Origin of the sequence: Flavobacterium facile (genome assembly GCF_036321945.1) — a bacterium.
Lineage (GTDB): Bacteria > Bacteroidota > Bacteroidia > Flavobacteriales > Flavobacteriaceae > Flavobacterium > Flavobacterium facile.
The window spans coordinates 251640-275738 of record NZ_JAZAYT010000034.1 but is presented as its reverse complement, the minus strand read 5'-3'; the positions used below and the strand labels follow the sequence as shown (position 1 = coordinate 275738).

Genomic DNA, 24099 nt, shown 5'->3' with positions numbered 1-24099 from the left:
TTATAAATTAAGAAAGGAGAGAATTTGAAAATGTTTATATTCGTATCAGATTTTAAACACATATATGAAAACTTTATTTTTTCTGCTTTTTTCGATACTTACTTTTTCGCAACAAACCAAATCCGTTGATTTTTTGAAGTGTGAGGCTTTTTTGAATCCAAATGAAACTAACAAATCAATTTCGGGACAAATCAGATATGAATTTAAGGTAAAAACTAAAATTGATACGATTAGAATTGACGCAAAGAATATGCAATTTACTGAAGTATTGATCAATCGAAAAGAAGTGAAACACAAAAATAATAGCAAAGAATTACTTTTGTTTGAAGGATTTAAAAAAGGGAAGAACAAATTAACTTTTAACTATTCTGCCACACCTAAACAAACTTTATATTTTACAGGCGATTTTTCAAATGGCTCAGATCAAATTTGGACACAGGGTCAAGGACGTTATACGAGTCATTGGTTACCAAGTTTTGATGATGTAAACGAGAAAGTGATTTTTAATTTAAATATTGATTATTTAAAGTATTCAAAAGTAATAGCAAACGGAACTTTTGTAAAATATAATAATGTAAAAACTCTTTGGCAATACAAAATGCAAAAACCCATGTCGTCTTATTTAGTGATGTTGGCGATTGGTAATTTTGAAAAGCAAGAAACCAAAAGTAAATCGGGAACACCTTTAGAGTTTTATTTTGATAAGAATGACGTTTCTAAATTTGAACCAACCTATAGATATTCCAAACAAATTTTCGATTATTTAGAACAAGAAATTGGTGTGAAATATCCTTGGGGAATTTACCGTCAAGTTCCGGTTAGAGATTTTTTATATGCTGGAATGGAGAATACAACTTCAACTATTTTCTCTCAAGATTTTGTAGTCGATTCAATTGGTTTTAATGATAAAAATTATATCAATGTGAATGCTCACGAACTGGCACATCAATGGTTTGGCGATTTAATTACGGCGCAATCTGGAAAACATCATTGGTTGCAAGAAGGTTTCGCCACTTATTATGCTTTATTAGCTGAAAAAGAAGTTTTTGGCGACGATTATTTCTATAACGAATTGTACGATTATGCTTTACAATTGAGAAGTGCAGCTAAAACAGATACAATTCCAGTCATGAATGAAAAAGCGAGTTCGTTATCGTTTTACAAAAAAGGTGCTTGGGCTTTGCATACGTTAAGAGAAGATATCGGTGCGAAGAATTTTCAAAAAGCAGTAAAAATCTATTTAAAGAAATACCAATATAAAAATGTCATTACCGATGAATTTCTAGCGGAAGTCAAAAAAGTAGTTAAAGATTTTGATACCGAAAATTTCAAAAAGAAATGGCTAGAAACTTCCGGTTTCGATATGGTTTTAGCGGAAAGTTATTTGGTAAAGAATAAATCGGTTGCGGGTTATATTCAATTGACGAAAGAGAAAAAAGATTTAGAGAATTACAAAGCGATTTTGGAATCGGAAACGTATTTCCCAATCAAACAATACATTTTCTACAAATTGGCAAACACACCTTTTGAAGACAAAAAAGAATTAATTGAAATTGGTATGAAGCAAAATCTATATGTTCGTCAAGCGATTGCTGAAACGATGACTAAAATTCCAGTTGAATTCAAAGCACAATATGAAACGTTTTTAGATGACGCTTCGTACAATACCAAAGAAATGGCTTTAGTAAATTTATGTAAAAACTTTCCTGAAGATAAAGACAAATACATCAAAAAAATGTATAAAATAGTTGGGAATAATGATAGAAGTTTACAAATTACTTGGTTAAGTTTAGCGATTGTTTCTGAAGAAGATGAATTTATAAAAAAACAAATGTATCTTGATTTAATTGATTATTCTTCTGATAAATATGAAAGTTCAATTCGTCAAAATGCTTTAGAAGTTTTACTAAAATTATATCCAAATGACGGAAATGTAATCGCATCTTTATTTCATGCCACATCGCATCACAAATGGCAGTTCACGAAATTTTCAAGAGATAAAATTCGAGAATTATTGAAAAAACCAGAGTTTAGAAGTCGAGTAGAAGAGTTGGCCAAAACGGCTGATGAAAAAACGGCTGCTTTGTATATGAAGTTTTTGAAGGAGTAAAGTAATAAAACACAAATTTCACAGATTTACACAAAATAAAATCTGCGTTAATCTGTGAAATCTGTGTAAAACTTTTAAAAAACGCGTTTCAATTCTTCTTTTATAAAACTAATGGCAACGGCACTTGCGCTTTCCGTTTGTGTTAGTTCTGTAAGTAAAAAAGTTCTTAATTCACTACCCGTTTTTACTTCACCATTAACAGAAGTTTGACGAATTTGTGTGATGATACTGTTTTTAGCTTTCATTACAATTTCCCAACAATCTGCAGTCAAGTAAATCTGTTGTGCGATATTATGTTCGTATTCGGTTTGAATGTTGTGAATTAAAAATGTAGCATAATTCGGTGCATCTAAATCGCTTGGTTCAACTCGCATCATTAAGTTGATAGGATTAATTCTTTCTAAAAACAAAACCACACGTTCATATGCTTGTAATCTGATCGGTAATGCTTGTTGTTGGTTTTCGCGTAATAATTCAAATTTGCGCTTATTCTCTTCATTCCTAAAGAATTTATGTAACATTACAAAAGCAACACCACCTGTGATTATCGCTGGTAAAGTGTATGTAGCAATTTCGAGTAATTTATCTTCAATAACCATATTTAGTTTTTTTTACAAATCTAAAATATTTTTTTTAAAAACATACTTAATATTAAATTTCTTATATTTGTTTGTTTTTCAATACGATATGATGAAAAAACCCCTATTTTTTTATGTATTACTCTTTACTGTTTTGTCATTTTCTCAGACAAAGGAGATAGTTTTAATCTTTAAAGATAAAGCTACAGGGAATGTTATTGAAAATGTTTTGGTGACTATTCTTCGAACCGATGAAAACTTTCAAAGTAATAAAGAAGGAAGTATCAAATTTAAACTTCCAAAACCCTCCAGAATAGTCATTAAACATTTCGAATACAAGCAAATATCAATCAACTCCGCTACATTAAAAGAATCAGAAATTATAATAAGTTTAGAAAGTATTTCTCAAGAAATAGAAGATATTGTAATTACCAATAGACAATCGTTTAGTATTTTAAAATCGTTAATAAACAAATCAATGAAGCAATTAACCGCTCCAATTAATTTGAAAATTTATACGCGAGAATTCTTCAAATACAACAATGAATATACTTCCTATTCAGATGGTTTAGTCAATTTTTGTTTGAAAGAAAAACCAGATAAATTTGCAGCAGATATTTTGGTAGAACAAAACCGAACGTACAATTTAATCAATAACGAAAAGATTGAAAAAAAGACGTTGAGTTATAACATGTACGATATCATTCAGAATTATTACGACTTTAAATACATTTCTCAATTAGCCGAATCGAAAGCCAAAAAGAAGTTCGATTTTGAAATTAAAACCGTTAAAGGAAAAGATGATTTTTATCAAATGGTAATTGCTCCAAAGCCAGAAATTGAAGAGTTTTTACCAACTGTTACTATCATTTATAATTTTAAGAAAAATGTCATTTTAGAAATAGAATATTTTGTAGAACCAAGTCGTTTTGAATTTTCAGATACTTCTAATTTGAAAGTAATTAAAGGAAAAGTGTTCAATTCTACTTTCCGAGCCTTGTATATTTTAGATGGTGAAGATTATTTTTTAGCGAGCACCAAAGAAGAAATTGGTGTGATGGTAAAAGATAAAAAAAACGAAGAAAATAAAATTGAAATTGCCAATTATTTAATGACCACACGTCATAGCAGAAAATTAGTGCCTTATGATAAAGAAGATGTTTTTAAAGAAAAATCGCTAATCAACAAGAAAAACTCAATAATTACGGAATATTGGGAAGTAAATTCGGGGTTGTTATTGACTACCGAAGAGAAAAAAATTGTTGATAATTTGCAACTAAATGACGATTAAAAATACTTGAAATCACTTCATAATCTGTATTTTTGCTATCTTAAATATCCTTTTTTAAAATGCAACAATACATAGATCAATTAAATGAAGCACAACGTGCGCCAGTTCTACAAAAAGACGGTGCCATGATTGTTATTGCAGGTGCAGGTTCAGGTAAAACGCGAGTTCTAACCGTTCGAATTGCCAATTTGATGTATCAAGGCGTTGATGCTTTTAATATTTTATCCTTAACGTTTACCAACAAAGCAGCACGTGAAATGAAAAAACGTATTGCTGAAATTGTAGGTAATAACGAAGCTAAAAACCTTTGGATGGGAACGTTTCACTCTGTTTTTGCTAAGATTTTACGAAGTGAAGCAGAAAAGTTAGGCTATCCCTCAAATTTTACCATTTACGATTCTCAAGATTCTTTACGTTGTTTAGGAAGTATCATCAAAGAAATGCAATTGGATAAAGATGTTTACAAACCGAAACAAATTTTAGGTCGAATTTCCCAATATAAAAACTCCTTAATTACAGTTCGAGCGTATTTTAATAATCCCGAATTACAAGAAGCTGATGCGATGAGCAAAAAGCCTCGAATGGGGGAAATTTACAATAATTACGTAGAACGTTGTTTCAAATCGGGTGCGATGGATTTTGACGATTTGTTATTGAAAACCAACGAATTATTAAACCGTTTCCCTGATGTTTTAGCGAAATACCAAGATCGTTTCAGATATATTTTAGTGGATGAGTACCAAGATACCAATCACTCACAATATTTGATTGTAAAAGCACTTTCTGATAGATTTCAGAATATTTGTGTAGTGGGTGATGATGCGCAAAGTATTTATGCGTTCCGAGGTGCGAATATCAATAACATTTTAAACTTTCAAAAAGATTACGAAGGTGTAAAAATGTACCGATTAGAACAAAATTATCGTTCTTCGAAAAATATTGTAGAAGCGGCGAATAACGTTATCGATAAGAATAAAACCAAATTAGATAAAATTGTTTGGACAGCCAATAGCGATGGTCCGAAAATCAAAGTACATCGAAGTGTAACTGATGGTGAAGAAGGGCGTTTCGTAGCTGGTACTATTTTCGAACAAAAAATGCAAAACCAATTACCGAATTCGCATTTTGCTATTTTGTATCGTACCAATGCGCAATCTCGTGCGATGGAAGATGCGTTGAGAAAAAGAGATATTCCGTATAGAATTTATGGTGGTTTATCATTTTATCAACGTAAAGAAATTAAAGATGTTTTATCTTATTTGCGATTGGTTATTAATCCGAAAGATGAAGAAGCTTTAATTCGAGTAATTAATTATCCTGCAAGAGGAATTGGTGATACAACCGTTGAAAAACTTACTGTTGCAGCCAATCATTATAAACGTTCCATTTTTGAAGTGATGGAACACATTGATAAAATCGATTTAAAATTAAATTCGGGAACCAAAACTAAGTTGCAAGATTTTGTAACGATGATTAAAAGTTTCCAAGTCATCAATGAACAACAAGATGCGTTTACTTTAACGGATCACGTGACTAAGAAAACAGGTTTAGTTCAAGAATTGAAAAAAGACGGAACGCCTGAAGGAATTGCTCGTATCGAAAACATAGAAGAATTACTAAACGGTATTAAAGATTTTACCGAAGGTCAGAAAGAAATTGATGGTGCTCGTGGTGCTTTAGCAGAATTTATGGAAGATGTGGCTTTGGCGACAGATTTAGATAAAGACACAGGTGATGATGATAGAGTCGCGTTAATGACGATTCACTTGGCGAAAGGATTAGAATTTCCACACGTTTTTGTGGTGGGAATGGAAGAAGATTTGTTTCCAAGTGCAATGAGTATGAACACACGAAGCGAATTGGAAGAAGAACGCCGTTTGTTTTATGTAGCTTTAACTCGTGCCGAACATCAAGCGTATTTGACGTATGCGCAATCGCGTTATCGTTGGGGAAAATTAGTAGATAGTGAACCTTCTCGTTTTATTGAAGAAATTAATGGGGAATATTTAGAATACATGAATCCGATTGATTCAGGTTACCGATACAAACCTACTATGGATATTGATATTTTTGGAGATGTGGATAAATCGAAATTACGATTAGCGAAACCAACATCCGGAACACCACCAGAATATATTTCTAAAAACGAACCGATTTCGTCTGTAAATATCAGAAGATTAAAACCCGTAAGTAGCGGTGCAAGTTCTTCGGATAAAGCGAATTTATTTGATAACAATTTAGCCGTTGGAAACATCGTCATGCACGAACGCTTTGGAAAAGGTGAAATTGTAGGACTAGAAGGCGTTGGCGCCGACAAAAAAGCAGAAATTCGTTTTGATGTGGGCGGCTTGAAAAAGTTGCTATTGCGCTTTGCGAAGTTGAATGTGATAGGGTAAATTAAGGGATAAGTTAAAAAGCAAAAGGGATAAGGCAAAAGTAAAAAGTATGAAAAAAGTAATATTGATTTTTAGTTTGATGCTTTTTGTATTTTGTGATAAAAAACAGGACCTAAAAACAGAAAATATAACTTCAGATAGTTTAAGAACTAAAACTGAGAAACCAATATTCGAGAATATTTTTAAAAATCACTTATACATAGTTGGTCCGCAATTAGATCTTGATGGAAATTTAGAATTAGGCTGTGATTGCTGTTCAAGTGAAATTTATTTTTGTGATTCGATTCATTTTGTAGAAATAGTTTATTGTTTAGAAGTTGTTGATTTATTGGTTGGAGAATATTCAGTCATAAAGAATGGAGTAGAATTTCAATATTATGATAAGAGTTTTTCAATGGAATATGATTTTGAAAATCAAACGGATTCATTAACTGTCTACAAACCTATTTACTCTGAAATTAATAATAAAGAATTTAAGGCAAATTGGACAAAACATAATAACACAAGATTTTATAATACATCAAATGATGAGGTTTCTGAGCAAAGAGATTCTTTAAAAAGCTCTTTTATTGAAACAATTCAAAACGATAAAGAAGTTTTAAAATTCTTAAGAAAAAATAATATAAAAATTTAAGAGCTATTTTTTACTTCAAAATAAACTTAACTAATTCTTCTACTATAATTAAAATTAGAGCAAAAAAAGAAGCTCTGATAAATGAAGAATATGATAAGTTACCTAATTTAGCAAAAAAGAAATTCTAAGGTTCTCGATACAATTTTAAGCCTCTCGTTTTGGGAACGAGATACTTAAAACCACTCGAACTGACGGGCGATAAAGAATTTCTAAGAAAAAACAATATAAAAATTTAAGAGCTATTTTTATATCAAAATATATATAACTAATTCTTTTACTATAATTAAAATTAGAGCAAAAAAAGAAGCTCTGATAAATGAAGAATATGATAAGTTACCTAATTTAGCAAAAAAGAAATTCTAAGGTTCTCGATACAATTTTAAGCCTCTCGTTTTGGGAACGAGATACTTAAAACCACTCGAACTGACGGGCGATAAAGAATTTCTAAGAAAAAACAATATAAAAATTTAAGAGCTATTTTTATATCAAAATATATATAACTAATTCTTTTACTATAATTAAAATTAGAGCAAAAAAAGAAGCTCTGATAAATGAAGAATATGATAAGTTACCTAATTTAGCAAAAAAGAAATTCTAAGGTTCTCGATACAATTTTAAGCCTCTCGTTTTGGGAACGAGATACTTAAAATCACTCGAACTGACGGACGAACAATAATGTAAAATTTCTAAGAAAAAACAAAATTCAAATATAATAGGTTAAACTTTTTTATCTTTACTACTTTAACCTGAAACCAATAAACTTGAAACTAAAATATCATGGCTGAATTTCTAAAAATTTACGAAGACAAACCAAGCGAAGCTGCCATTAAAAAAGTGGTTGAGGTTTTAAGAAATGGTGGATTAGTCATATATCCGACCGATACGGTTTATGGATTAGGTTGTGATATTACCAATTCTCGTGCATTGGAAAAACTTGCGAAAATTAAAGGTGTTAAGTTGGAAAAAGCCAATTTCTCATTTGTTTGTAGTGATTTAAGTAATATTTCCGATTATGTGAAACAAATTGACACCGCTACATTTAAAATTTTAAAAAGAGCTTTACCAGGAGCTTATACGTTTATTTTACCTGGAAATAACGATTTACCAAAAGACTTCCGTAAGAAAAAAACCGTCGGAATTAGAGTTCCAGATAATAATATTGCCATTCAAATTGTGGAAATGTTAGGGAATCCAATTGTGTCAACATCTATTCATGATGAAGATGAGGTAATTGAATATTCAACAGATCCAGAATTAATTTTCGAGAAATGGCAAAACCAAGTCGATCTAGTTATTGATGGCGGTTACGGAGAAAACATAGCGTCAACCATTATCGACTTAACCGGACACGAACCGATTGTGGTAAGAGAAGGTAAAGGTGATGTGAATGTGATATAGTTCACCCCTAAAAAAACACCATTCACTAAACCTTTTTTTTTATTTTATAGTTTCTTTATGACTTTTGACTTGAATTTAAAATTTTATTTATGAAACAGTTCAAGTCGTTTTTAGGGTATTGGGTAAGTATTTTCACCATATTTTTCTTTTTATTATTATATTCTGAAAAAAATGAATCTGCAAATTTAGATGGGAAATTACATGTTCTTTTTTTCATTATTAGTTATTCTGCAATTATCGCTTTTATTCTTGAGTTTGTAAAAGTAAAATTTGTAAATGATAAATGGTTTTGGTTTAAAACAATATTTTTAAATTTACTAATCAATGTTTCGCACAGTATCTTATATCAATTAATAACTGTTGGTGATATTGAATCCATTCATGCTATTGTTTTTCAGTCTTCTCTTTCTACTTTAATTTTATTTGCATTACTTGTATTAAGAAAATATAAATTATTAAAGTTTAATTATGTAGAATTTAATTATGGTATCAAGCAAAATTTATTGCTAATTGGGAAAAGTTACTTACTATTTTGCTTAATTTTATTTCCTTTCTATCTTGAATTTTTTAAAGATTTTGAGGATTATTCGGTAGCTTTTAAATTTGTCATTTCTCCTTTAGGATTGTTATTCTCAAATTACTTTTTTTATTATTTTTTAAGAAATGTAAAAATAAGTAATTTAATTAAAATTCTATCTTGTTGTTTTTTAACGTTTCTAGTATTTAGGGGAATAAATATTCTAAATTTTGATATAAAGGATAGTAGTATTATAATACCAATTTTGATTGTTTATTTTTTTCCTGCAAGTTTTATTTTATTCTACATTTTTAATTCTTATCATAAAAGGAACGAATTAAAAAAAGAAAATTTTAATTTATCTGTATCAAAAATTCAATTATCTCAAGAATATCAAGAATTAAAAAACCAAATCAATCCTCATTTTTTGTTTAACAATTTGAATACAATGATTTCTTTTATCGAAGAAAATCCTAAAAAAGCAATTGCATTTGGACATCATTTAGCTGGAGTTTACAGACATTATTTAAAAAACTCAAATGAAGATTTTATTTCATTAATTGATGAACTTTCTTTTATTCAAAATTATTTAGATATTTATAAAGCAAAATTTAATAACTCATTAGAATTCGCAATTCCATCTGAAATTTCAAAGTCAGATTATATTTTGTCATCGGTTTTACAAGAAATCATTGATAATATTTTCAAACACAATGTTATTGATGCTGAAAACATAATGAAAGTTGATATTTCAATAAATGATGATTTTTTAGTGATTACAAATTCTAAAGTCTTAAAAAACAAGATTGATTCAACAAAAATGGGTTTAAATAACATTTCTAAACGATACGAATTATTGACAAATCAAAAATTGATAATTAACGATTCTGATATTGCTTTTGAAGTTCAAATTCCAATTTTAAAATATGAAGATTAGTACGGCTTTAATTATAGAAGATGAGATTCCGGCTTCAGCACGTTTAAAACGTTTATTAGAAGAAAAAGATATTGTTGTTGTTGGTCAAGAGCAATCTATTAAAAAAGGAATTCATTGGTTACAAAATAATTCACATCCTGATTTTGTGTTTTCAGACATAAAATTATCAGATGGTTTATCTTTTGAAATTTTCGAACGAATCAATGTGAATTCGAAAATTATATTTACTACTGCTTATGATGAATTCGCATTAAAAGCATTCGAATATAAAGGTTTAGCTTATTTATTAAAACCAATTGAGATAGATAAATTGGAAAATGTATTGTCTAATATTTCATTTTATACATCTATTTTTAATGATGGAATTCCACCTGTTTCAAACCATCAAGAAGAGTTTTTGGTGAGTTTTGGAAGTAAATTAAAGAAAATCAAATCGGAAGATATTATTAGTTTTTTTAGTGAAAACAATACCACTTTTATTCAAAGCAATGAGAACAGAAATTATCCTATTTCAATGTCATTAGATAAATTAGAAACTTCTATTAATTCTGGTATTTTTTTCAGAATTAATAGAAGTGTCATTATAAATAAAAAGTATATTGAATTTGTAAAAAATTCCGAAATCGTTCTTAAGGAGCATCTAATTCTTAAAGATAATTCCATTAGTAGAAGTCGAGTTACGGCATTTAAAAATTGGTTTTAAATTAAATAAATCGTAAATCCCAAATCGTAAATTATTTAGGGCTTACAATTTCCACATCACTAAACGCAATCGCTCCACGAACTACACCTTGTATAGTCGTTTTTAACGCATCAATGATATGAATTTTTAATTCGTTTTTAGAGAAAATTAAACTCACTTCTCTAGATGGTTTTGGGTTTGCAAATTGTTTTAGTTTTGCCTTGTTTTTTTCGTTTAAATCTAACGTATGTAAATAGGGAAGTAGTGTAGTTCCTAAACCTTCATCTGATAATTTGATTAAGGTTTCGAAACTTCCACTTTCTAATTGAAAATGGTTTTCACCAATGAAATTGTTTGTTTTACAAAGGTTCAAAACACTATTTCTAAAGCAATGACCGTCTTGTAAGAGCAATATTTTTTCGACATCTAAATCGGAAACTTCAATTTCTTTTTTAGCATTATTCTGACTACTTTCTGGTATATAAGCTACAAAAGGTTCGTAGTATAATACAATTTCTTTTAACTTTTCTTCGTCTAAAGGCGTAGCAGCAATGGCACAATCTAAATGACCATTTTTCAGTTTTAAAATGATGTCTGCTGTATTTAATTCTTCAACAATTAAGTTTATTTTCGGATACTTTTTAATGAAAGTATTTAAAAACATCGGTAATAAAGTTGGCATAATCGTTGGGATAATTCCAATACGAAAATCGCCACCAATAAACCCTTTTTGTTGGTCTACAATGTCTTTAATTCTGTTAGCTTCGTTTACTATGTTTTTGGCTTGTGTTACAATTTTACTTCCAACATCAGTTAAGCCGATTGGTTTCTTTGTTCTATCAAAAATTTGAATGCCTAATTCATCTTCTAATTTCTGAATTTGCATACTTAAAGTAGGTTGCGTCACGAAGCATTTTTCGGCAGCTAGTGTAAAATTTTTGTTTTCGGCAACAGCTAAAACGTAGTATAATTGGGTAATTGTCATTGTATCAATATTTGTGATAAAAGTAAATATTTTGATTGTAAAAAACTATTGTTTAAGAAAAGTTTATAAAAAAAACTCTTTCCGTTAAGAAAGAGTTTTGATTACTATATTGATTGTAAGCTTATTGAATAACTTTGATTTCAACTCTTCTGTTAGCTGATTTTCCAGCAGTAGTTTTGTTTGAAGCAATTGGTTTTGCTGCTCCAAATCCTTGAGAATTCAATCTGTTTTCGTTAATTCCTTTAGAAATTAAATAGGTTTTAATTGCTAAAGCTCTTTCAGCAGAAAGTTCTATGTTGCTTTCTGGTTTTCCAACATTATCTGTATAACCTTCAATGCTAAAGTTAGTCGCTTCATATTCTTTCATAATTTCAGCCATAGCGTCTAAAGTTACATAAGAATCTGCTTTTACAGTTGCTTTTCCAGAATCGAATAATACTGATTTAGAATAGTCGTTTAGTTTTTTAATTACTTTCGTATCAATAACCGGACAACCGTTATTTTCAATTGTTCCCACAACATCCGGACATTTATCATCTTTATCTAAAACTTTGTCGCCATCTTTATCTGTGTAAGGACAACCTTTATTATCTTTTTCTCCGAATAGAGTAGGGCAATTGTCTAAATTATCTGTAACTCCATCTTTGTCTTCGTCTCCCCAAGGACAACCTTTATTTTCAACAGCACCAACTATATCTGGACAAGAATCGTCTTTATCTAAAACTTTGTCACCATCTTTATCTGTCCAAGGACAACCGTTATTTTCTGTTGGTCCAAATTCTGTAGGACATTTGTCTAAGTTATCAGTTAAGCCATCATTATCAGCATCACCCCATGGGCAACCTTTGTTTTCAACTGGTCCGGCAACTTCTGGGCAACTGTCATCTTTATCATTTACACCGTCAAAATCTATATCTTTAATTTTACTTTGGTAAATTGGAATTTTTAATCCTACATGAACATCTAAAGCTTGAGTTTCAGAAAGCATTGCACTTATAATTGATCCTGAACCAACAAATAATGGTCCTGCTCTAAAACCAAATCCAGCTTGTAAACCAGAATATTCTAAATAAGAAATTGGAGTATATAAACTTAACCATTTCACTTCATAGCGTGGCGTTAAACTTACGTTATTGTTGATGTAAGAAGAGTTTTTGTCTTTTGCAGCAACTGCGCTGAAATCTGTATTTAAGTTTAAATAGAAACGTTTGTTCATTCTCCAATCTGCATTTAAATGAATGGCAGTTGGTAATTTAAATTTCACTGATTTTGTTTCTGAAATTTTAGTGTATAAATTATCAAAACTTGGGTCAGTATCATATTGTGTATCTGTATATGAAGTATTTACATTATATACACTTACAATAGCATCTTTATAGTTGATAGCACCAATATCGGTTACAGAAACACCTAATTTGAATTTGTATTTATTTTGGTCTTTATGGTAACTTTTTCCACCTTCTTTATTGGTGTATTGATATTTACCATAGTCAGGACGGTATTCGTAGGTGAAACCAAAATCGGCACCAAAACCTGTTCCTGTATTTTCTGTTGGATCATCAAAATTATCAAGAGAAGTAAGGTTTCCGGATTCTAAATATCCAGTAGATGAAGTTGTACTAGTGTTTGGATCACCAGTATAATTATAAGCAATATTAATGTTATTGGCTTTTGCATAACCTGTAAAGGCTCCGTATAAATATTTTGCTGAAAGTCCACCTTTTAGGAAATGTTGTCCTTTATCCATTAAAATTCTGGCATAAGAAACACCAAATTCTCCCCAAGCATTTGCGGCAATACTAAAATTTTGATTGTTTACTTGGTAACTTTCATCTATTCCATCCTGAATATCGTTTAAAGCTTTTCCACTAATATTACTTAAGTGGGTTATACTTCTGGCTCTTGTAAATAGTGCTAATGAACTTTTTTTGTTTAAATTGAACATAAATGAGGGTCCTAATACATCTACATTTATTAAAAAATTATTGGCATCCGTTGGAAATTGTTTTCCATCTTTTTCAAAATCATAATCACTTTTTAATAGGTCGCCAAATTTCACACTATAATAATCGTTAGTAACTAATCCGCTAAATGAAACGATATTAATGTCTGCTCTAAACCTAGAATCTACAATATTTGCTGGATTATTAATTACGGAATGGACTCCGGCATAGTTATCATTTAAATAACCAAAGTAACTTTGTGCATTAGCATAACTTATGCTAAAGAAAGTAATTGCGATTAAAATTTTGTTTTTCATAGGATGAATTTTAATTAGTAAAAATAACGATATAATTAGTGTTTAAAATTTAATTTAAGATTAAAAAAAAAGTCTAAATAATATTGAAAACTTGTTTGATATAGTATCTGAAATACATTCAGATTGACAAGCTTTCGTTATTCTTTAGACAGTTTTTTTGTTTAGAACTTCGTAATTTATTAATACACTTCAGATTCTTTTAATTTTTCTGTATTGGCTACTAATTGTAATTCGTCAATAAACTTGTGAATTTTTCCTGACATAACACCATCCATATCAAAAACATCTACACCAATTCTATGATCTGTTACACGACCTTGAGGATAATTATACGTTCTAATTTTTGCAGAACGGTCACCTGAACTTACTTGTGAAGTACGCGTTATAGCATCTTCAGCTTGTTTCTTAGCTAATTCTTGTTCGTACAAACGAGAACGTAAAACCGTTAAGGCTTTGTCTTTATTTTTATGTTGCGATTTTTGATCCTGACATTGCGCTACTAATCCAGAAGGAATGTGTGTTAAACGAACCGCTGATTTTGTAGTATTTACCGATTGTCCACCTGGTCCTGAAGAACAGAAGAAATCTACACGAACATCGTTCATGTCAATTTGTACATCAAATTCTTCCGCTTCTGGCAAAACCATTACCGTTGCAGCAGATGTGTGTACACGACCTTGCGTTTCTGTTTGAGGAACACGTTGTACACGGTGTACCCCAGCTTCATACTTTAAAGCACCATAAACATCTTCACCGGTAACTTCAAAAATCACCTCTTTGAATCCACCAGAAGTTCCATCACTCATATCTACTACAGAACATTTCCAACCACGACCTTCACAGTATTTCGTATACATTCTATATAAATCTCCAGCGAAAATAGAAGCTTCATCTCCACCAGTACCCGCACGAATTTCCACCATAACGTTTTTCGCATCTTCTGGATCTTTAGGAATCAACATAAATTTGATTTCTTCTTCCAATTGAGGCAAACGTTCTTTTGCTTCGTCTAATTGCATTTTAGCCATTTCTACCATTTCGGCATCAGAACCATCAGCAATTATTTCTTGTGCTTCCTTAATATTGGAGTCAAGGTTGATATATTCTTCACGTTTTTGAACCAACGCGTTTAAACTTTTGTATTCTTGATTTAATTGTACATAACGTTTTTGGTCGGCAATAACATCAGGTTGTATAATTAAATCTGATATCTCGTCGAAACGTTGTTTTACGTATTGTAATCTGTCTAACATCTTTATTCTTTATTTTTCGACTGCAAAGTTACAATTTTAGTTTAAAGTTTTAAAATTTAAATTTTAAAACTTTTTCTTTTTGAAAATCAATTAGTTAGAATTATTATTTTTATTTATTCTAAATAAACTTGTTTTTTTAATTTCTGCGTTTTACTTTTGCACTGTTATTTTAAATTATTCTAAATAAAAATGAAAAAGTATATATTATTATTAGCTGTGTTATCTAATGTAACCATTTCTTTCGCACAAACAGAAAGTTCAAAAAATGATGTAGCATTAGAAATTGAAAATGATACAGTTAAGAAAAGAGGACAGGTTATTGAAGAAGTAGTTGTTATTTCTAAATTACAAAAACAAGCCGTTAAAGTAGGAAAATCACCAATCAAAGCTTTGGATTTACCACAAGCAACTGCAGTAATAGACAGAGCAACAATAGATCAACAACAAGTTTTACGTTTGTCTGATGCTATAAAAAACGCAAATGGAATTTATGTTTCTGGAAATAGTACAGCCTCAGGAAACAATCAAGAAGAATTTGGTTCACGAGGATTTACATTTGGAGGTGGAAATACATTTAAAAATGGCGTTAGGTTTAATGGTTCTTTACTTCCAGAATCGGCTTCATTAGAAAGTATTGAAATTTTAAAAGGGAGTTCAGCTTTATTGTTTGGAAATGTGTCGCCAGGAGGAATTTTAAATTTATTAACTAAAAAACCTAAGTTTCAACAAGGTGGTGAAGTGAGTTTTAGAGTATCAGAATACGATTTTTTTAAACCTACAATTGATGTTTACGGAAGTGTGAATGAAAGTAACACAGCAGCTTACCGAGTTATTACAAGTTACGAAAAAGGAAATAGTTTTAGAGATGTTGTGAATAGTGAACGTTTTTATATTAATCCGTCTTTTCTATTCCATTTATCAAACAAAACTACTTTATTAGTTGAAGGGGATTACTTAAAAGACTCTAGAACTCCAGATTTTGGTATTACTACAATAGATTATAAAATAGTTAATTTACCAAGAAATACGTTTTTAAATTTCGATTGGGCAAAATTTAATAGTAAACAAGAAAGCGTAACTTCAACATTAACACATCAAATAAATAGTGCTTGGCAAGTAAAAGGAATTTTATCTTACCAAGGTTATGATACTCATTTATTATCGAGTTTACGACCAAACAGTACAAATTTAGTTGCTGCAAATGGCGATTGGACTCGTGGTGTACAACAAGTACAAACAAGTCAGGATTATGCTTTGGCAGAAATTGATTTAACCGGTAATTTTAATACAGGAAATATTAAGCATACTTTACTTTTAGGTGCAGATGCGGATAGAAGTAGTACTAATACTTTAAATTATAAAAACATAACAAAATACGATAAAATTAATATTTTTAATCCTACAGTAGCTGTTAAAAACACAACTTATGTAAATACAATTGTGCCAGTAATGGATAAAAACACAACTGCCGATGCTCAAATTAAACGTGCCGGTTTTTATGTACAAGATTTAGTAGAATTAACGAGTAAATTAAAAGTTTTAGCAGGTTTACGTTATAGTTATTTAGAAAATGTTACAAATACTTTTACACACACTTCTGGAACTGTTTCACCATCTTCTACAAATGATAATGTAATTTCATCTAAATTAGGAATTGTGTTTCAACCTATAAAAACTTCTTCAATTTTCGCAAGTTATTCTGATTCATTTGTATTAAATACAGGTACTGATAAGTTTTTAAACGCTTTACCAACTTCAACGATTAATCAGTATGAAGTAGGGGTGAAAAACGAATTGGTTAAAGGACATTTATCGGCTAATGTTACAGGTTACGTTATCGATTATAGTAATTTAGCGCAAACTGACTTTTCTAATGCTAATACAAATACAAATATTAAAGAATTAGCAGGTTCTTATACAAGTAAAGGTGTAGAATTAGATATAACAGCAAATTTAAATAATTTTAAAGTATTGGCGGGTTACAGTTTTAACGAAACGAAATACACAAAAAGTAATATTTATAATAAAGGTACTCAACTACGTTTTACTCCAAAAAACACAGCTAATACAAGTGTATTTTATACTTTTGCAAACACAAAATTAAAAGGTTTAGAATTAGGAATTATTTCTTCTTACTTTGGTAAAATTTATGGTGGAAGGTTAAGACCAAATAATGCTGTAACACAAGCAGAAAAAGATAGAAAACCAATTCCGGTTAACGGGTTTTTACAATTTGATGCATCTGTTGGTTACACTATAAAATCATTATCTATTAGAGCAAAATTATCTAATTTAGGAAATGTTACTAGTTATTATGTTTATGATGATAATACAGTTACTCCAATTGCTCCAAGAATGATTTCTACTTCGATATCTTATAAATTCTAATAATAAAGTAAAAAAGACATGACATTTAATAAAAGAAACATTCACCGCGATTTAGGCTATTTTTATGTAGGTTTAATTATTTCATTTGCCTTTTCAGGAATTTTAATGAACCATAGAGAACATTGGCATCCAGAAAAATATACAACGGAGACGAAAAGCATATCTGTAAAACTTCCTGAAGAAAGCCAAATTACGGAAGAATATGCGGAAAATCTTGGTAAAGAATTAGGTATTGATGATAAAATACGTCGTCATAATGTTAAGAAAGGAACGTTTAAAATCTCTTTTGAAAAGCACGATGTAGAAATCGATATGGAAACGGGAAAAGGTGAAATTGTTGCCTTTAACAAAACGCCAATTATTAGTCAGACTATGAAGTTACACAAAAGTACTTCTAACTGGTGGATTTATTATTCAGATATTTTCGGAATTTCATTAATTACAATTGCATTTACTGGCGTTATCATGATAACACATGGTAAAAACACCTTTGCTCGTAGAGGTTGGAAATTAGCATTAGCAGGAATTATTATTCCGTTACTTGTTTTAATTTTTGTTGGATAAATTTTAAAGTTAGTTATATAAAAACACCATCTTGTTTTAAAATGAGATGGTGTTTTTTGTTTTATGTTGTTTTTTCTTTAACAGAAAAGTTGTCATAATTCGTTTTTTTTAATTGTATTATCAAGTTCCCGATACGTATTATCAAGTTCCCGATGCGTATTATCAAGTTCCCGATACGTATTATCAAGTTCCCGATACGTTTTTAGAAGTTGTCGGAACGTTTTTAGACTTTGTCGGAACGTTTTTAGACTTTGTCGGAACGTTTTTAGAAGTTGTCGGAGCGTTTTTAGAAGTTGTCGGAGTGTTTTTAGAAGTTGTCGGGACGTTTTTAGAAGTTGTCGGAGCGTTTTTAGACTTTTCTGATATATTTTTGAAAAAAGGGTCCAACTTTAATTAAAAAGTCAAACCCCTATATTTTTAACTTACACACTTTTTAGGATAGTGTATTGATTCGTGAAAAAACGAAATATAATTCTTACTCAAAGTTGTTACTAACTTTATGATGTTTTACATAGAAAGCTTTGTTAGTGACTGGTATTTTTTAACGTCCAAATTGCTCCATTTTTCGTAGTCAATTTTTCTAATTTTCCGTTAGAGGTTAAGTTGTCTAAATATTTTTCACATTCGTTTCGTGGTGTTTCTGTCAGTTCTGAAAACTCTTTTGCTGTTAATGAATGATATATAGAAAATACAAAACTCCAAGTTTTGTCATAAGCTGTTTTGGTTGAAGTTGGATGCAATTTAAGCAAAGCGTTTTCATATGTTTGGTATGGTTTTGAACCATACACCATTTCTTTATTTCCTGTTGTGTCTGTAAAAAAAATTGTCGGGAATCCTCTTACACCTAATTCTCTACCTAATTTCAAATCTTCTTCAAAAAATTCTTTTGCTTTTCCTTCATAATCAGTTTTAAGCTTAACAATGTCAAGTCCAACTTTCTTTCCGGCCAATTCTAAATGTTCCCATTTTGTGATATTCTTTTTTTGAAGAAAAACCATTTCTCGTATTTCACGAAGAAACAAAATCGCCTTTTCATTGTTTTGCATTTGTGCTGCTTTAAATGCAATTGAAGGTGGATATGAGGAAGATAAAGGGTCTTCTAGCCAAACATTTCCGTCTATTGGCATATCATAATAAACACTCACTTCGTCCCAATGGTGTGCTACGTCAGAAGGTTTACTAATTCCACCACTATTGTAACTCCAATTCGGAAGCAAGCCACCCATTCTGTATTCAATTTCTATACTGTTTCCGTATTCTAATTTGAGTTTTCTTAGTTGTGGTTCAATTCCCCAACAAGAAGAACAGATTGGGTCGGTATAGTAAATTATTTTTACTGGTTTTTGGTTTGATTTTATCAAACTGTTATCTGCTGAATTTGTATTGTTAGTTGGAATTTCGCAAATACCACTTTCAGGGTCACATATTAAGGGGTTGTTATTTTCCATTTTCTTTTTTGTTTGAGATTGACAACTTGTATTGCCAAAAGTTAATATTGTGATTAAAATAAGATAAGTTATTTTCATTTGTTATGAGTGTCTTACACCGTTTGTTTATCTTTGTGCAAAGTTGAGGACTTAATTTCAACTACGCAATAAGTCAGAAAATTATGACTACTAAAAAAGAAATTATTGAAAATGAAACTTGTCCTGCACAAGGCCTATTGAAGTTGTTGTCTGGCAAATGGAAACCTGAAATTTTTCGTTTGGCTGTTGAAGCACCTTTGCGATTTAGCAGTTTGTTGCGTCAAATTGAAGGTTCAAACAAGCAAACTTTGTCGGTTGCTTTAAGGGAATTAGAAGAAGTTAGTTTACTAGAGAAAAATATCATTAAGCAAAAGCCATTGCATATTGAATATAATCTTACCGAAAAAGGGAAGTTGTTAATACCTGTTTTTAAGCAGTTAGAAATTCTTGGGTAGTGTCTGATATACTTGCTGCTATCGTTCCGTCGCTTGCAGAAGTGGCGAACTACGAAACTGATTATTTTCTAACAAATATAAAATTTCTTGCGAAATGTAAACGGGAACTTACTACTAAAAATGCAATCTTGCCAGACGGCTGTTGGTGGCAGGCTTTTTTCTATAAAAACATATCATTTTTCTAATTATTTACTACTTTTATCTATATTTACAGCTATTTAAGATTTTAAATGATTCTTACACAACAAAGTTTATATCGTTCAGAACATATGTACACAACAGGAGACAACCCAATTTTGGTTACTTGTTCTGATATGTCTGATTGGGTTTGTAAACATGGTAGAATGTATAGTTCGGTTTTATTTAGTGAAGTTATTGGCTCTACTTTTGCTCAATTATGGAATTTGAAGACTCCTGAAGTTTCTTTTGTTAATGTTTTGACTGAACATTTACCTAATGAATACCTGAATATAGTTCAACCAGCTTTTTTTAATAAACCATGTTTTGGTTCTAAATTAATAATAGAAAGTCAAGTTGTTGATAAAACATTATTGCCATCTTTTAGAAATGCTTTATTTAGAACTAAGATTGTAAATAAAACGGACTTATTAAAAATTGCTTTATTTGATATTTGGTTAGGGAATGAGGATAGACATCATGGAAATACTAATTTATTATTAGATCAAAGTTTGACTAATGAATATTATTTTAATGTATTTGATCACGGAGCTATTTTTAATTCTAACGCGTTGTCTTATGGTATACAATTAATTTCTGATAATGAATCCATTATATGCTCTGACTTGGCACAGATATTATTTAAAAAAGGTAAGACTTTAACAAAAAATGTTGATAACATTGTTAAAGATTTCTATCTTTGTACTTTGGATTGTGAGGCTCAATTAAGTAATATTCTTGTTGATATTCCAATACAATGGGGATTAAATGTACAAAATTTAGAAGTACTTATTCGTAATAATTTGTTTACTCAAAGTTGGAAAACTGATTGTGAAAATCATTTTAGAGTATTAATCCAAGCTAATATTTAATATAACATGAAAACATTTTTTAGTATAATTTATCTTCCTTTAAACTCTAATTTACAAGAAAAAATTAGTGTAGGTTTAGTTATGTCTAATGGTGAGCAAAGTATATTTAAAGTTTCAAATCCTAAAATGCAAATAATTAAAGGATTGATTTCATCAAATAAGTTCAGTATTTTAAAAAATTATTTTAATAATATAATGAATGAAATTGAACCTAAAATTGATGAATTTAGATTAAATATTAAATCTGAAATTTCAAATAATTGGATAAATGAGTCATATTTTAGTTACTTAAATAGATATTCTAATAATTTAGTAATTTATTCCGAACCGAGAAATATAGATTCTGAAGTTACTTTAGAAAATTTTAAGTCTATTTTCAATAAATATGTTTTTGAATTTGACGAAGAAGTTAATATTATAAAAAGTGAAGATATTTTATCTAAAGTTAGAACTAGATTATTTACTAAAATAGAAGATAGAGTAAATTTAAATGTTACTGTTAGTTCAAATGATTTCCATGAATTACTAACTCCAGTAGATGTAAATTTTATTGGCAAAAATGGAGTTATTGTTGCTGGTCAAACAATTGATTTTGTAAAAAGAATGTATAATTTAGAAAATGATTTAACAAGATATATTTCATTTACAAAAGCTGTAGATTATTCTTCTGCTAACAAAGGAAAATATTTTATTGTTGGCCAAGAACCTAATAAAATTGAAAACCCTTCAAATCATAGAACCTGGAAACATGTTAGAGAAAGTCACTTAGTAGAATATGTTGATTTGACTGAAACTGAAAAAATACAAGAATATATAATTTCCAAAGGTGTTTCTCCTTTTTTTGCTAAAGTCGAAGATTCTATTTAATAGAATTTCTCACGATTTTCGTTAAGCTTGCCACCAACTAGTATATACTCGCTACTTTATATCGCATTCCGTCCAAGTTTATATTTTGTAGCGTTTTTTCAAATATATTAATTTCTTTCATTTATACCTGTAGCAATTTTATTTTATTTTTAAAATGCTACAGGTTTCAAATTTCAATTCTTAAACGGAATATTTGCTATATAAAAAAAACACCTTCTCATTTTAAATTGAGAAGGTGTTTATAGTTTTGTGTTTTAATAGAGCTTATTAATTTTTGAAAAGGGTTTTTCCGTTTTTTGTAAGTTCTACATTTTCTCCTTTTCCTCGTAATTCATATTTGTCGTTTTTGTACCATATTCCTGAAGCTGGTTTTTGTCCCGCTAATTCAATCGTATCGCCTTTAAAATAGAGAGTTGCAATATCTTTAGTATTGTTAAATGATATTTCTAATTTATTTCCTTCTTTGTCTGTTGTGGTATTTGTGACTACATTATCATCAGTTTTTTCAGCTTTTTCTGTGGTTTTACCAGTTGTTTCTTGTTTTTGACTTTCTTTACAAGAGATTAAAAACAAACTTGAAAGCATAACGAGCGTTAAGATTTTATTTTTCATAGTTTTATAATTTAGGAATGAATAATTTGAACCCAAATTATCAAAAAGTATGCCCAGTTTTCACATAAAAACAAAAACCTCGAAAAATTACTTTCGAGGTTTCTATTATTTAGTATTTTGATTTCGTAAATCGTTAATCAAAAATCGTAACTTCTTATTTTTTCATTGGAATATTCTCCAAAATCTCTAATACAAATTTCCAGTATTTTTGAGCTGAAGCGATATTCGCTCTTTCATCAGGACTGTGAGCACCTTTGATAGTTGGTCCGAAAGAAATCATATCCATATCTGGGTAATTTGTTCCTAAGATTCCACATTCTAATCCAGCGTGACACGCCACAACGTGAGCCTTACTTCCGTTTTGTTTTTCGTAAATAGAAGTTAAAACGTCTAATATTTCCGAGTTAGCGTTTGGTGTCCAACCTGGGTAAGAACCTCCAAAAGTTACTTCGCAACCCATTAATTCAAAAGCAGAACGTAACGCATTCGCTAAATCGAATTTTGAAGTTTCTACAGAAGAACGTGTTAAATTTTCTACTTGTAATTTTCCATTTCCAACCGTAACTTTCGCAATATTGTTTGATGTTTCTACTAAATTATCAAAATCTGCACTCATTCTGTACACACCATTATGCGCTGCATAAATAGAACGAACCATATAAAATTGAGCCATTGGAGGCATAACTTTAGTTGGAGTAGTCGCCGATTTTTCAATAACAATTTCTAAGTTTGGTTCTGTAGTTTTAAATTCTGTTTTAATTTCGTTTACAATCTCTTGCATATCGAAAGTAAAAGCTTCATCATAAATAGGAGCAATGGCAATTTGAGCAACACTTTCTCTTGGAATTGCATTGCGTAAACTTCCACCATTAATCGTTGAAATTTGTAAACCAAAATCTTCAAAACCATTAAATAATAAACGGTTCATAATTTTGTTGGCATTTCCTAAACCTTTATCGATATCCATTCCTGAATGGCCACCATTTAAACCTTTTACAGTTATCGTGTAACCAACAGAATCAGCCGGAGTTTCTTCTTCATCGTATTCAGCAACAGCTGTTACATCAACACCACCAGCACATCCAATATCAATTTCGTCGTCTTCTTCTGTATCTAAATTTAATAAAATTTCACCTTGTAATAAACCACCTTTTAAGCCCATTGCACCAGTCATACCAGTTTCTTCGTCAATAGTAAATAATGCTTCAATAGCAGGATGAGGAATTGTGGTACTTTCTAAAATAGCCATAATAGTCGCCACTCCTAAACCGTTGTCGGCTCCTAAAGTAGTTCCTTTTGCACGAACCCAGTCACCATCAACATACATTTCAATTCCTTGTCTATCAAAATCGAAGTTCGTATCATTGTTTTTTTGATGTACCATATCTAAATGCGATTGCATTACGATAGTTTTACGGTTTTCCATTCCGGCAGTAGCAGGTTTTTTGATAATTACGTTTCCTACTTCGTCATTAATGGTTTCAAATCCTAATTTCTTACCAAATTCCATCATAAATGCAATTACACGTTCTTCTTTTTTAGACGGACGAGGTACAGCGTTTAAATCGGCAAATTTGTTCCAAAGCTCTTTTGGTTCTAAATTTCTTACTTCTTGACTCATTTTATTTTTGTTCTGTTTGTTGTTATTTTTTATTGT

At 30.1% G+C, this 24099-nt stretch carries 20 protein-coding genes; 13 read left to right on the top strand and 7 right to left on the bottom strand.

The features are described from left to right. The first annotated feature begins 64 nt into the window (after positions 1 to 64). Entirely contained in the window at positions 65 to 2110 is a 2046-nt protein-coding gene (locus tag UEQ13_RS11740; protein WP_329806535.1) for a M1 family metallopeptidase, read from the top strand. A 74-nt stretch (positions 2111 to 2184) separates the two neighbouring features. Here the strand turns inward: UEQ13_RS11740 and UEQ13_RS11735 are convergent, their stop codons facing one another. Then, positions 2185 to 2709 carry a DUF7935 family protein gene (locus UEQ13_RS11735; protein WP_329806534.1) on the bottom strand — a complete coding sequence of 175 codons (525 nt, stop codon included), beginning with the start codon at positions 2707 to 2709 and terminating at the stop codon, positions 2185 to 2187. A 91-nt stretch (positions 2710 to 2800) separates the two neighbouring features. On the opposite strand from UEQ13_RS11735, the gene UEQ13_RS11730 reads away from it, so the two are divergent. The 6 genes from UEQ13_RS11730 (at position 2801) to UEQ13_RS11705 (ending at position 10564) form a co-directional block, all read left to right on the top strand. Continuing rightward, positions 2801 to 3979 carry a hypothetical protein gene (locus UEQ13_RS11730; protein ID WP_329806533.1) on the top strand — a complete coding sequence of 393 codons (1179 nt, stop codon included), beginning with the start codon at positions 2801 to 2803 and terminating at the stop codon, positions 3977 to 3979. Positions 3980 to 4038: 59 nt separating this feature from the next. Further along, positions 4039 to 6375 (top strand): ATP-dependent helicase, encoded by a 2337-nt coding sequence (locus UEQ13_RS11725; protein WP_329806532.1) that lies wholly within the window; start codon positions 4039 to 4041, stop codon positions 6373 to 6375. A 49-nt stretch (positions 6376 to 6424) separates the two neighbouring features. Continuing rightward, positions 6425 to 7009: a hypothetical protein gene (locus UEQ13_RS11720; protein WP_329806531.1), complete on the top strand. Its 585-nt coding sequence runs from the start codon at positions 6425 to 6427 to the stop codon at positions 7007 to 7009. A gap of 777 nt (positions 7010 to 7786) precedes the next feature. Further along, positions 7787 to 8407 carry an L-threonylcarbamoyladenylate synthase gene (locus UEQ13_RS11715; RefSeq protein ID WP_329806530.1) on the top strand — a complete coding sequence of 207 codons (621 nt, stop codon included), beginning with the start codon at positions 7787 to 7789 and terminating at the stop codon, positions 8405 to 8407. Between the two features lie 89 nt (positions 8408 to 8496). Beyond that, positions 8497 to 9861, top strand: coding sequence for a sensor histidine kinase (locus UEQ13_RS11710; RefSeq protein WP_329806529.1), 1365 nt, complete (start codon positions 8497 to 8499; stop codon positions 9859 to 9861). Beyond that, the gene (locus UEQ13_RS11705; RefSeq protein WP_329806528.1) at positions 9851 to 10564 is read left to right on the top strand and encodes a LytR/AlgR family response regulator transcription factor; all 714 of its coding nucleotides are present in this window, start codon (positions 9851 to 9853) and stop codon (positions 10562 to 10564) included. Before UEQ13_RS11710 ends, UEQ13_RS11705 begins: the two co-directional genes overlap by 11 nt. A gap of 31 nt (positions 10565 to 10595) precedes the next feature. Here UEQ13_RS11705 and UEQ13_RS11700 read toward each other — a convergent pair whose 3' ends face one another. The 3 genes from UEQ13_RS11700 to prfA all read right to left on the bottom strand — a co-directional run bounded on the left by UEQ13_RS11700 (position 10596) and on the right by prfA (position 15041). Further along, entirely contained in the window at positions 10596 to 11528 is a 933-nt protein-coding gene (locus UEQ13_RS11700) for a LysR substrate-binding domain-containing protein (protein WP_329806527.1), read from the bottom strand. 121 nt (positions 11529 to 11649) lie between these two features. After that, complete coding sequence (locus UEQ13_RS11695; RefSeq protein ID WP_329806526.1) at positions 11650 to 13788, bottom strand: DUF5723 family protein; 2139 nt, start codon at positions 13786 to 13788, stop codon at positions 11650 to 11652. 179 nt (positions 13789 to 13967) lie between these two features. After that, positions 13968 to 15041, bottom strand: a complete 1074-nt coding sequence (gene prfA / locus UEQ13_RS11690) for a peptide chain release factor 1 (RefSeq protein ID WP_329806525.1) — start codon at positions 15039 to 15041, stop codon at positions 13968 to 13970. A 189-nt stretch (positions 15042 to 15230) separates the two neighbouring features. Between prfA and UEQ13_RS11685 the strand changes: the two genes are divergently transcribed. From UEQ13_RS11685 to UEQ13_RS11675, 3 genes are all read left to right on the top strand, one after another. After that, positions 15231 to 17429 (top strand): TonB-dependent siderophore receptor, encoded by a 2199-nt coding sequence (locus UEQ13_RS11685; RefSeq protein ID WP_329806524.1) that lies wholly within the window; start codon positions 15231 to 15233, stop codon positions 17427 to 17429. 18 nt (positions 17430 to 17447) lie between these two features. Continuing rightward, positions 17448 to 17993: a PepSY-associated TM helix domain-containing protein gene (locus tag UEQ13_RS11680; RefSeq protein ID WP_329806523.1), complete on the top strand. Its 546-nt coding sequence runs from the start codon at positions 17448 to 17450 to the stop codon at positions 17991 to 17993. A gap of 112 nt (positions 17994 to 18105) precedes the next feature. Continuing rightward, complete coding sequence (locus UEQ13_RS11675) at positions 18106 to 18390, top strand: hypothetical protein (protein ID WP_329806522.1); 285 nt, start codon at positions 18106 to 18108, stop codon at positions 18388 to 18390. 127 nt (positions 18391 to 18517) lie between these two features. Here the strand turns inward: UEQ13_RS11675 and UEQ13_RS11670 are convergent, their stop codons facing one another. After that, positions 18518 to 19441, bottom strand: a complete 924-nt coding sequence (locus tag UEQ13_RS11670; RefSeq protein ID WP_329806521.1) for a ClpXP adapter SpxH family protein — start codon at positions 19439 to 19441, stop codon at positions 18518 to 18520. Positions 19442 to 19602: 161 nt separating this feature from the next. Between UEQ13_RS11670 and UEQ13_RS11665 the strand changes: the two genes are divergently transcribed. The 3 genes from UEQ13_RS11665 to UEQ13_RS11655 all read left to right on the top strand — a co-directional run bounded on the left by UEQ13_RS11665 (position 19603) and on the right by UEQ13_RS11655 (position 21830). Further along, a complete protein-coding gene (locus tag UEQ13_RS11665) occupies positions 19603 to 19914 on the top strand; it encodes a winged helix-turn-helix transcriptional regulator (protein WP_329806520.1) in 312 nt (103 codons plus the stop codon). A 269-nt stretch (positions 19915 to 20183) separates the two neighbouring features. Further along, positions 20184 to 20963 carry a HipA family kinase gene (locus UEQ13_RS11660; protein ID WP_329806519.1) on the top strand — a complete coding sequence of 260 codons (780 nt, stop codon included), beginning with the start codon at positions 20184 to 20186 and terminating at the stop codon, positions 20961 to 20963. Positions 20964 to 20969: 6 nt separating this feature from the next. Beyond that, on the top strand, positions 20970 to 21830 hold the full coding sequence (locus UEQ13_RS11655) for a hypothetical protein (protein WP_329806518.1): 861 nt from the start codon (positions 20970 to 20972) through the stop codon (positions 21828 to 21830). A gap of 267 nt (positions 21831 to 22097) precedes the next feature. Here UEQ13_RS11655 and UEQ13_RS11650 read toward each other — a convergent pair whose 3' ends face one another. Both UEQ13_RS11650 and UEQ13_RS11645 read right to left on the bottom strand, forming a co-directional pair. Further along, entirely contained in the window at positions 22098 to 22442 is a 345-nt protein-coding gene (locus UEQ13_RS11650) for an MliC family protein (protein WP_329806517.1), read from the bottom strand. Between the two features lie 154 nt (positions 22443 to 22596). After that, a complete protein-coding gene (locus UEQ13_RS11645; RefSeq protein ID WP_329806516.1) occupies positions 22597 to 24063 on the bottom strand; it encodes an aminoacyl-histidine dipeptidase in 1467 nt (488 codons plus the stop codon). Positions 24064 to 24099: the final 36 nt, after the last annotated feature.

Bases quoted from the DNA above. Each gene is read 5' to 3' on its own strand.
- UEQ13_RS11735 (WP_329806534.1), bottom strand. From the start codon at position 2,709: ATGGTTATTGAAGATAAATTACTCGAAATTGCTACATACACTTTACCA.
- UEQ13_RS11660 (WP_329806519.1), top strand. From the start codon at position 20,184: ATGTACACAACAGGAGACAACCCAATTTTGGTTACTTGTTCTGATATG.
- UEQ13_RS11650 (WP_329806517.1), bottom strand. From the start codon at position 22,442: ATGAAAAATAAAATCTTAACGCTCGTTATGCTTTCAAGTTTGTTTTTA.
- UEQ13_RS11705 (WP_329806528.1), top strand. From the start codon at position 9,851: ATGAAGATTAGTACGGCTTTAATTATAGAAGATGAGATTCCGGCTTCA.
- UEQ13_RS11720 (WP_329806531.1), top strand. From the start codon at position 6,425: ATGAAAAAAGTAATATTGATTTTTAGTTTGATGCTTTTTGTATTTTGT.
- UEQ13_RS11655 (WP_329806518.1), top strand. From the start codon at position 20,970: ATGAAAACATTTTTTAGTATAATTTATCTTCCTTTAAACTCTAATTTA.
- prfA (WP_329806525.1), bottom strand. From the start codon at position 15,041: ATGTTAGACAGATTACAATACGTAAAACAACGTTTCGACGAGATATCA.
- UEQ13_RS11740 (WP_329806535.1), top strand. From the start codon at position 65: ATGAAAACTTTATTTTTTCTGCTTTTTTCGATACTTACTTTTTCGCAA.
- UEQ13_RS11710 (WP_329806529.1), top strand. From the start codon at position 8,497: ATGAAACAGTTCAAGTCGTTTTTAGGGTATTGGGTAAGTATTTTCACC.
- UEQ13_RS11670 (WP_329806521.1), bottom strand. From the start codon at position 19,441: ATGGAAAATAACAACCCCTTAATATGTGACCCTGAAAGTGGTATTTGC.
- UEQ13_RS11680 (WP_329806523.1), top strand. From the start codon at position 17,448: ATGACATTTAATAAAAGAAACATTCACCGCGATTTAGGCTATTTTTAT.
- UEQ13_RS11695 (WP_329806526.1), bottom strand. From the start codon at position 13,788: ATGAAAAACAAAATTTTAATCGCAATTACTTTCTTTAGCATAAGTTAT.
- UEQ13_RS11685 (WP_329806524.1), top strand. From the start codon at position 15,231: ATGAAAAAGTATATATTATTATTAGCTGTGTTATCTAATGTAACCATT.
- UEQ13_RS11715 (WP_329806530.1), top strand. From the start codon at position 7,787: ATGGCTGAATTTCTAAAAATTTACGAAGACAAACCAAGCGAAGCTGCC.
- UEQ13_RS11665 (WP_329806520.1), top strand. From the start codon at position 19,603: ATGACTACTAAAAAAGAAATTATTGAAAATGAAACTTGTCCTGCACAA.
- UEQ13_RS11700 (WP_329806527.1), bottom strand. From the start codon at position 11,528: ATGACAATTACCCAATTATACTACGTTTTAGCTGTTGCCGAAAACAAA.
- UEQ13_RS11645 (WP_329806516.1), bottom strand. From the start codon at position 24,063: ATGAGTCAAGAAGTAAGAAATTTAGAACCAAAAGAGCTTTGGAACAAA.
- UEQ13_RS11725 (WP_329806532.1), top strand. From the start codon at position 4,039: ATGCAACAATACATAGATCAATTAAATGAAGCACAACGTGCGCCAGTT.
- UEQ13_RS11730 (WP_329806533.1), top strand. From the start codon at position 2,801: ATGAAAAAACCCCTATTTTTTTATGTATTACTCTTTACTGTTTTGTCA.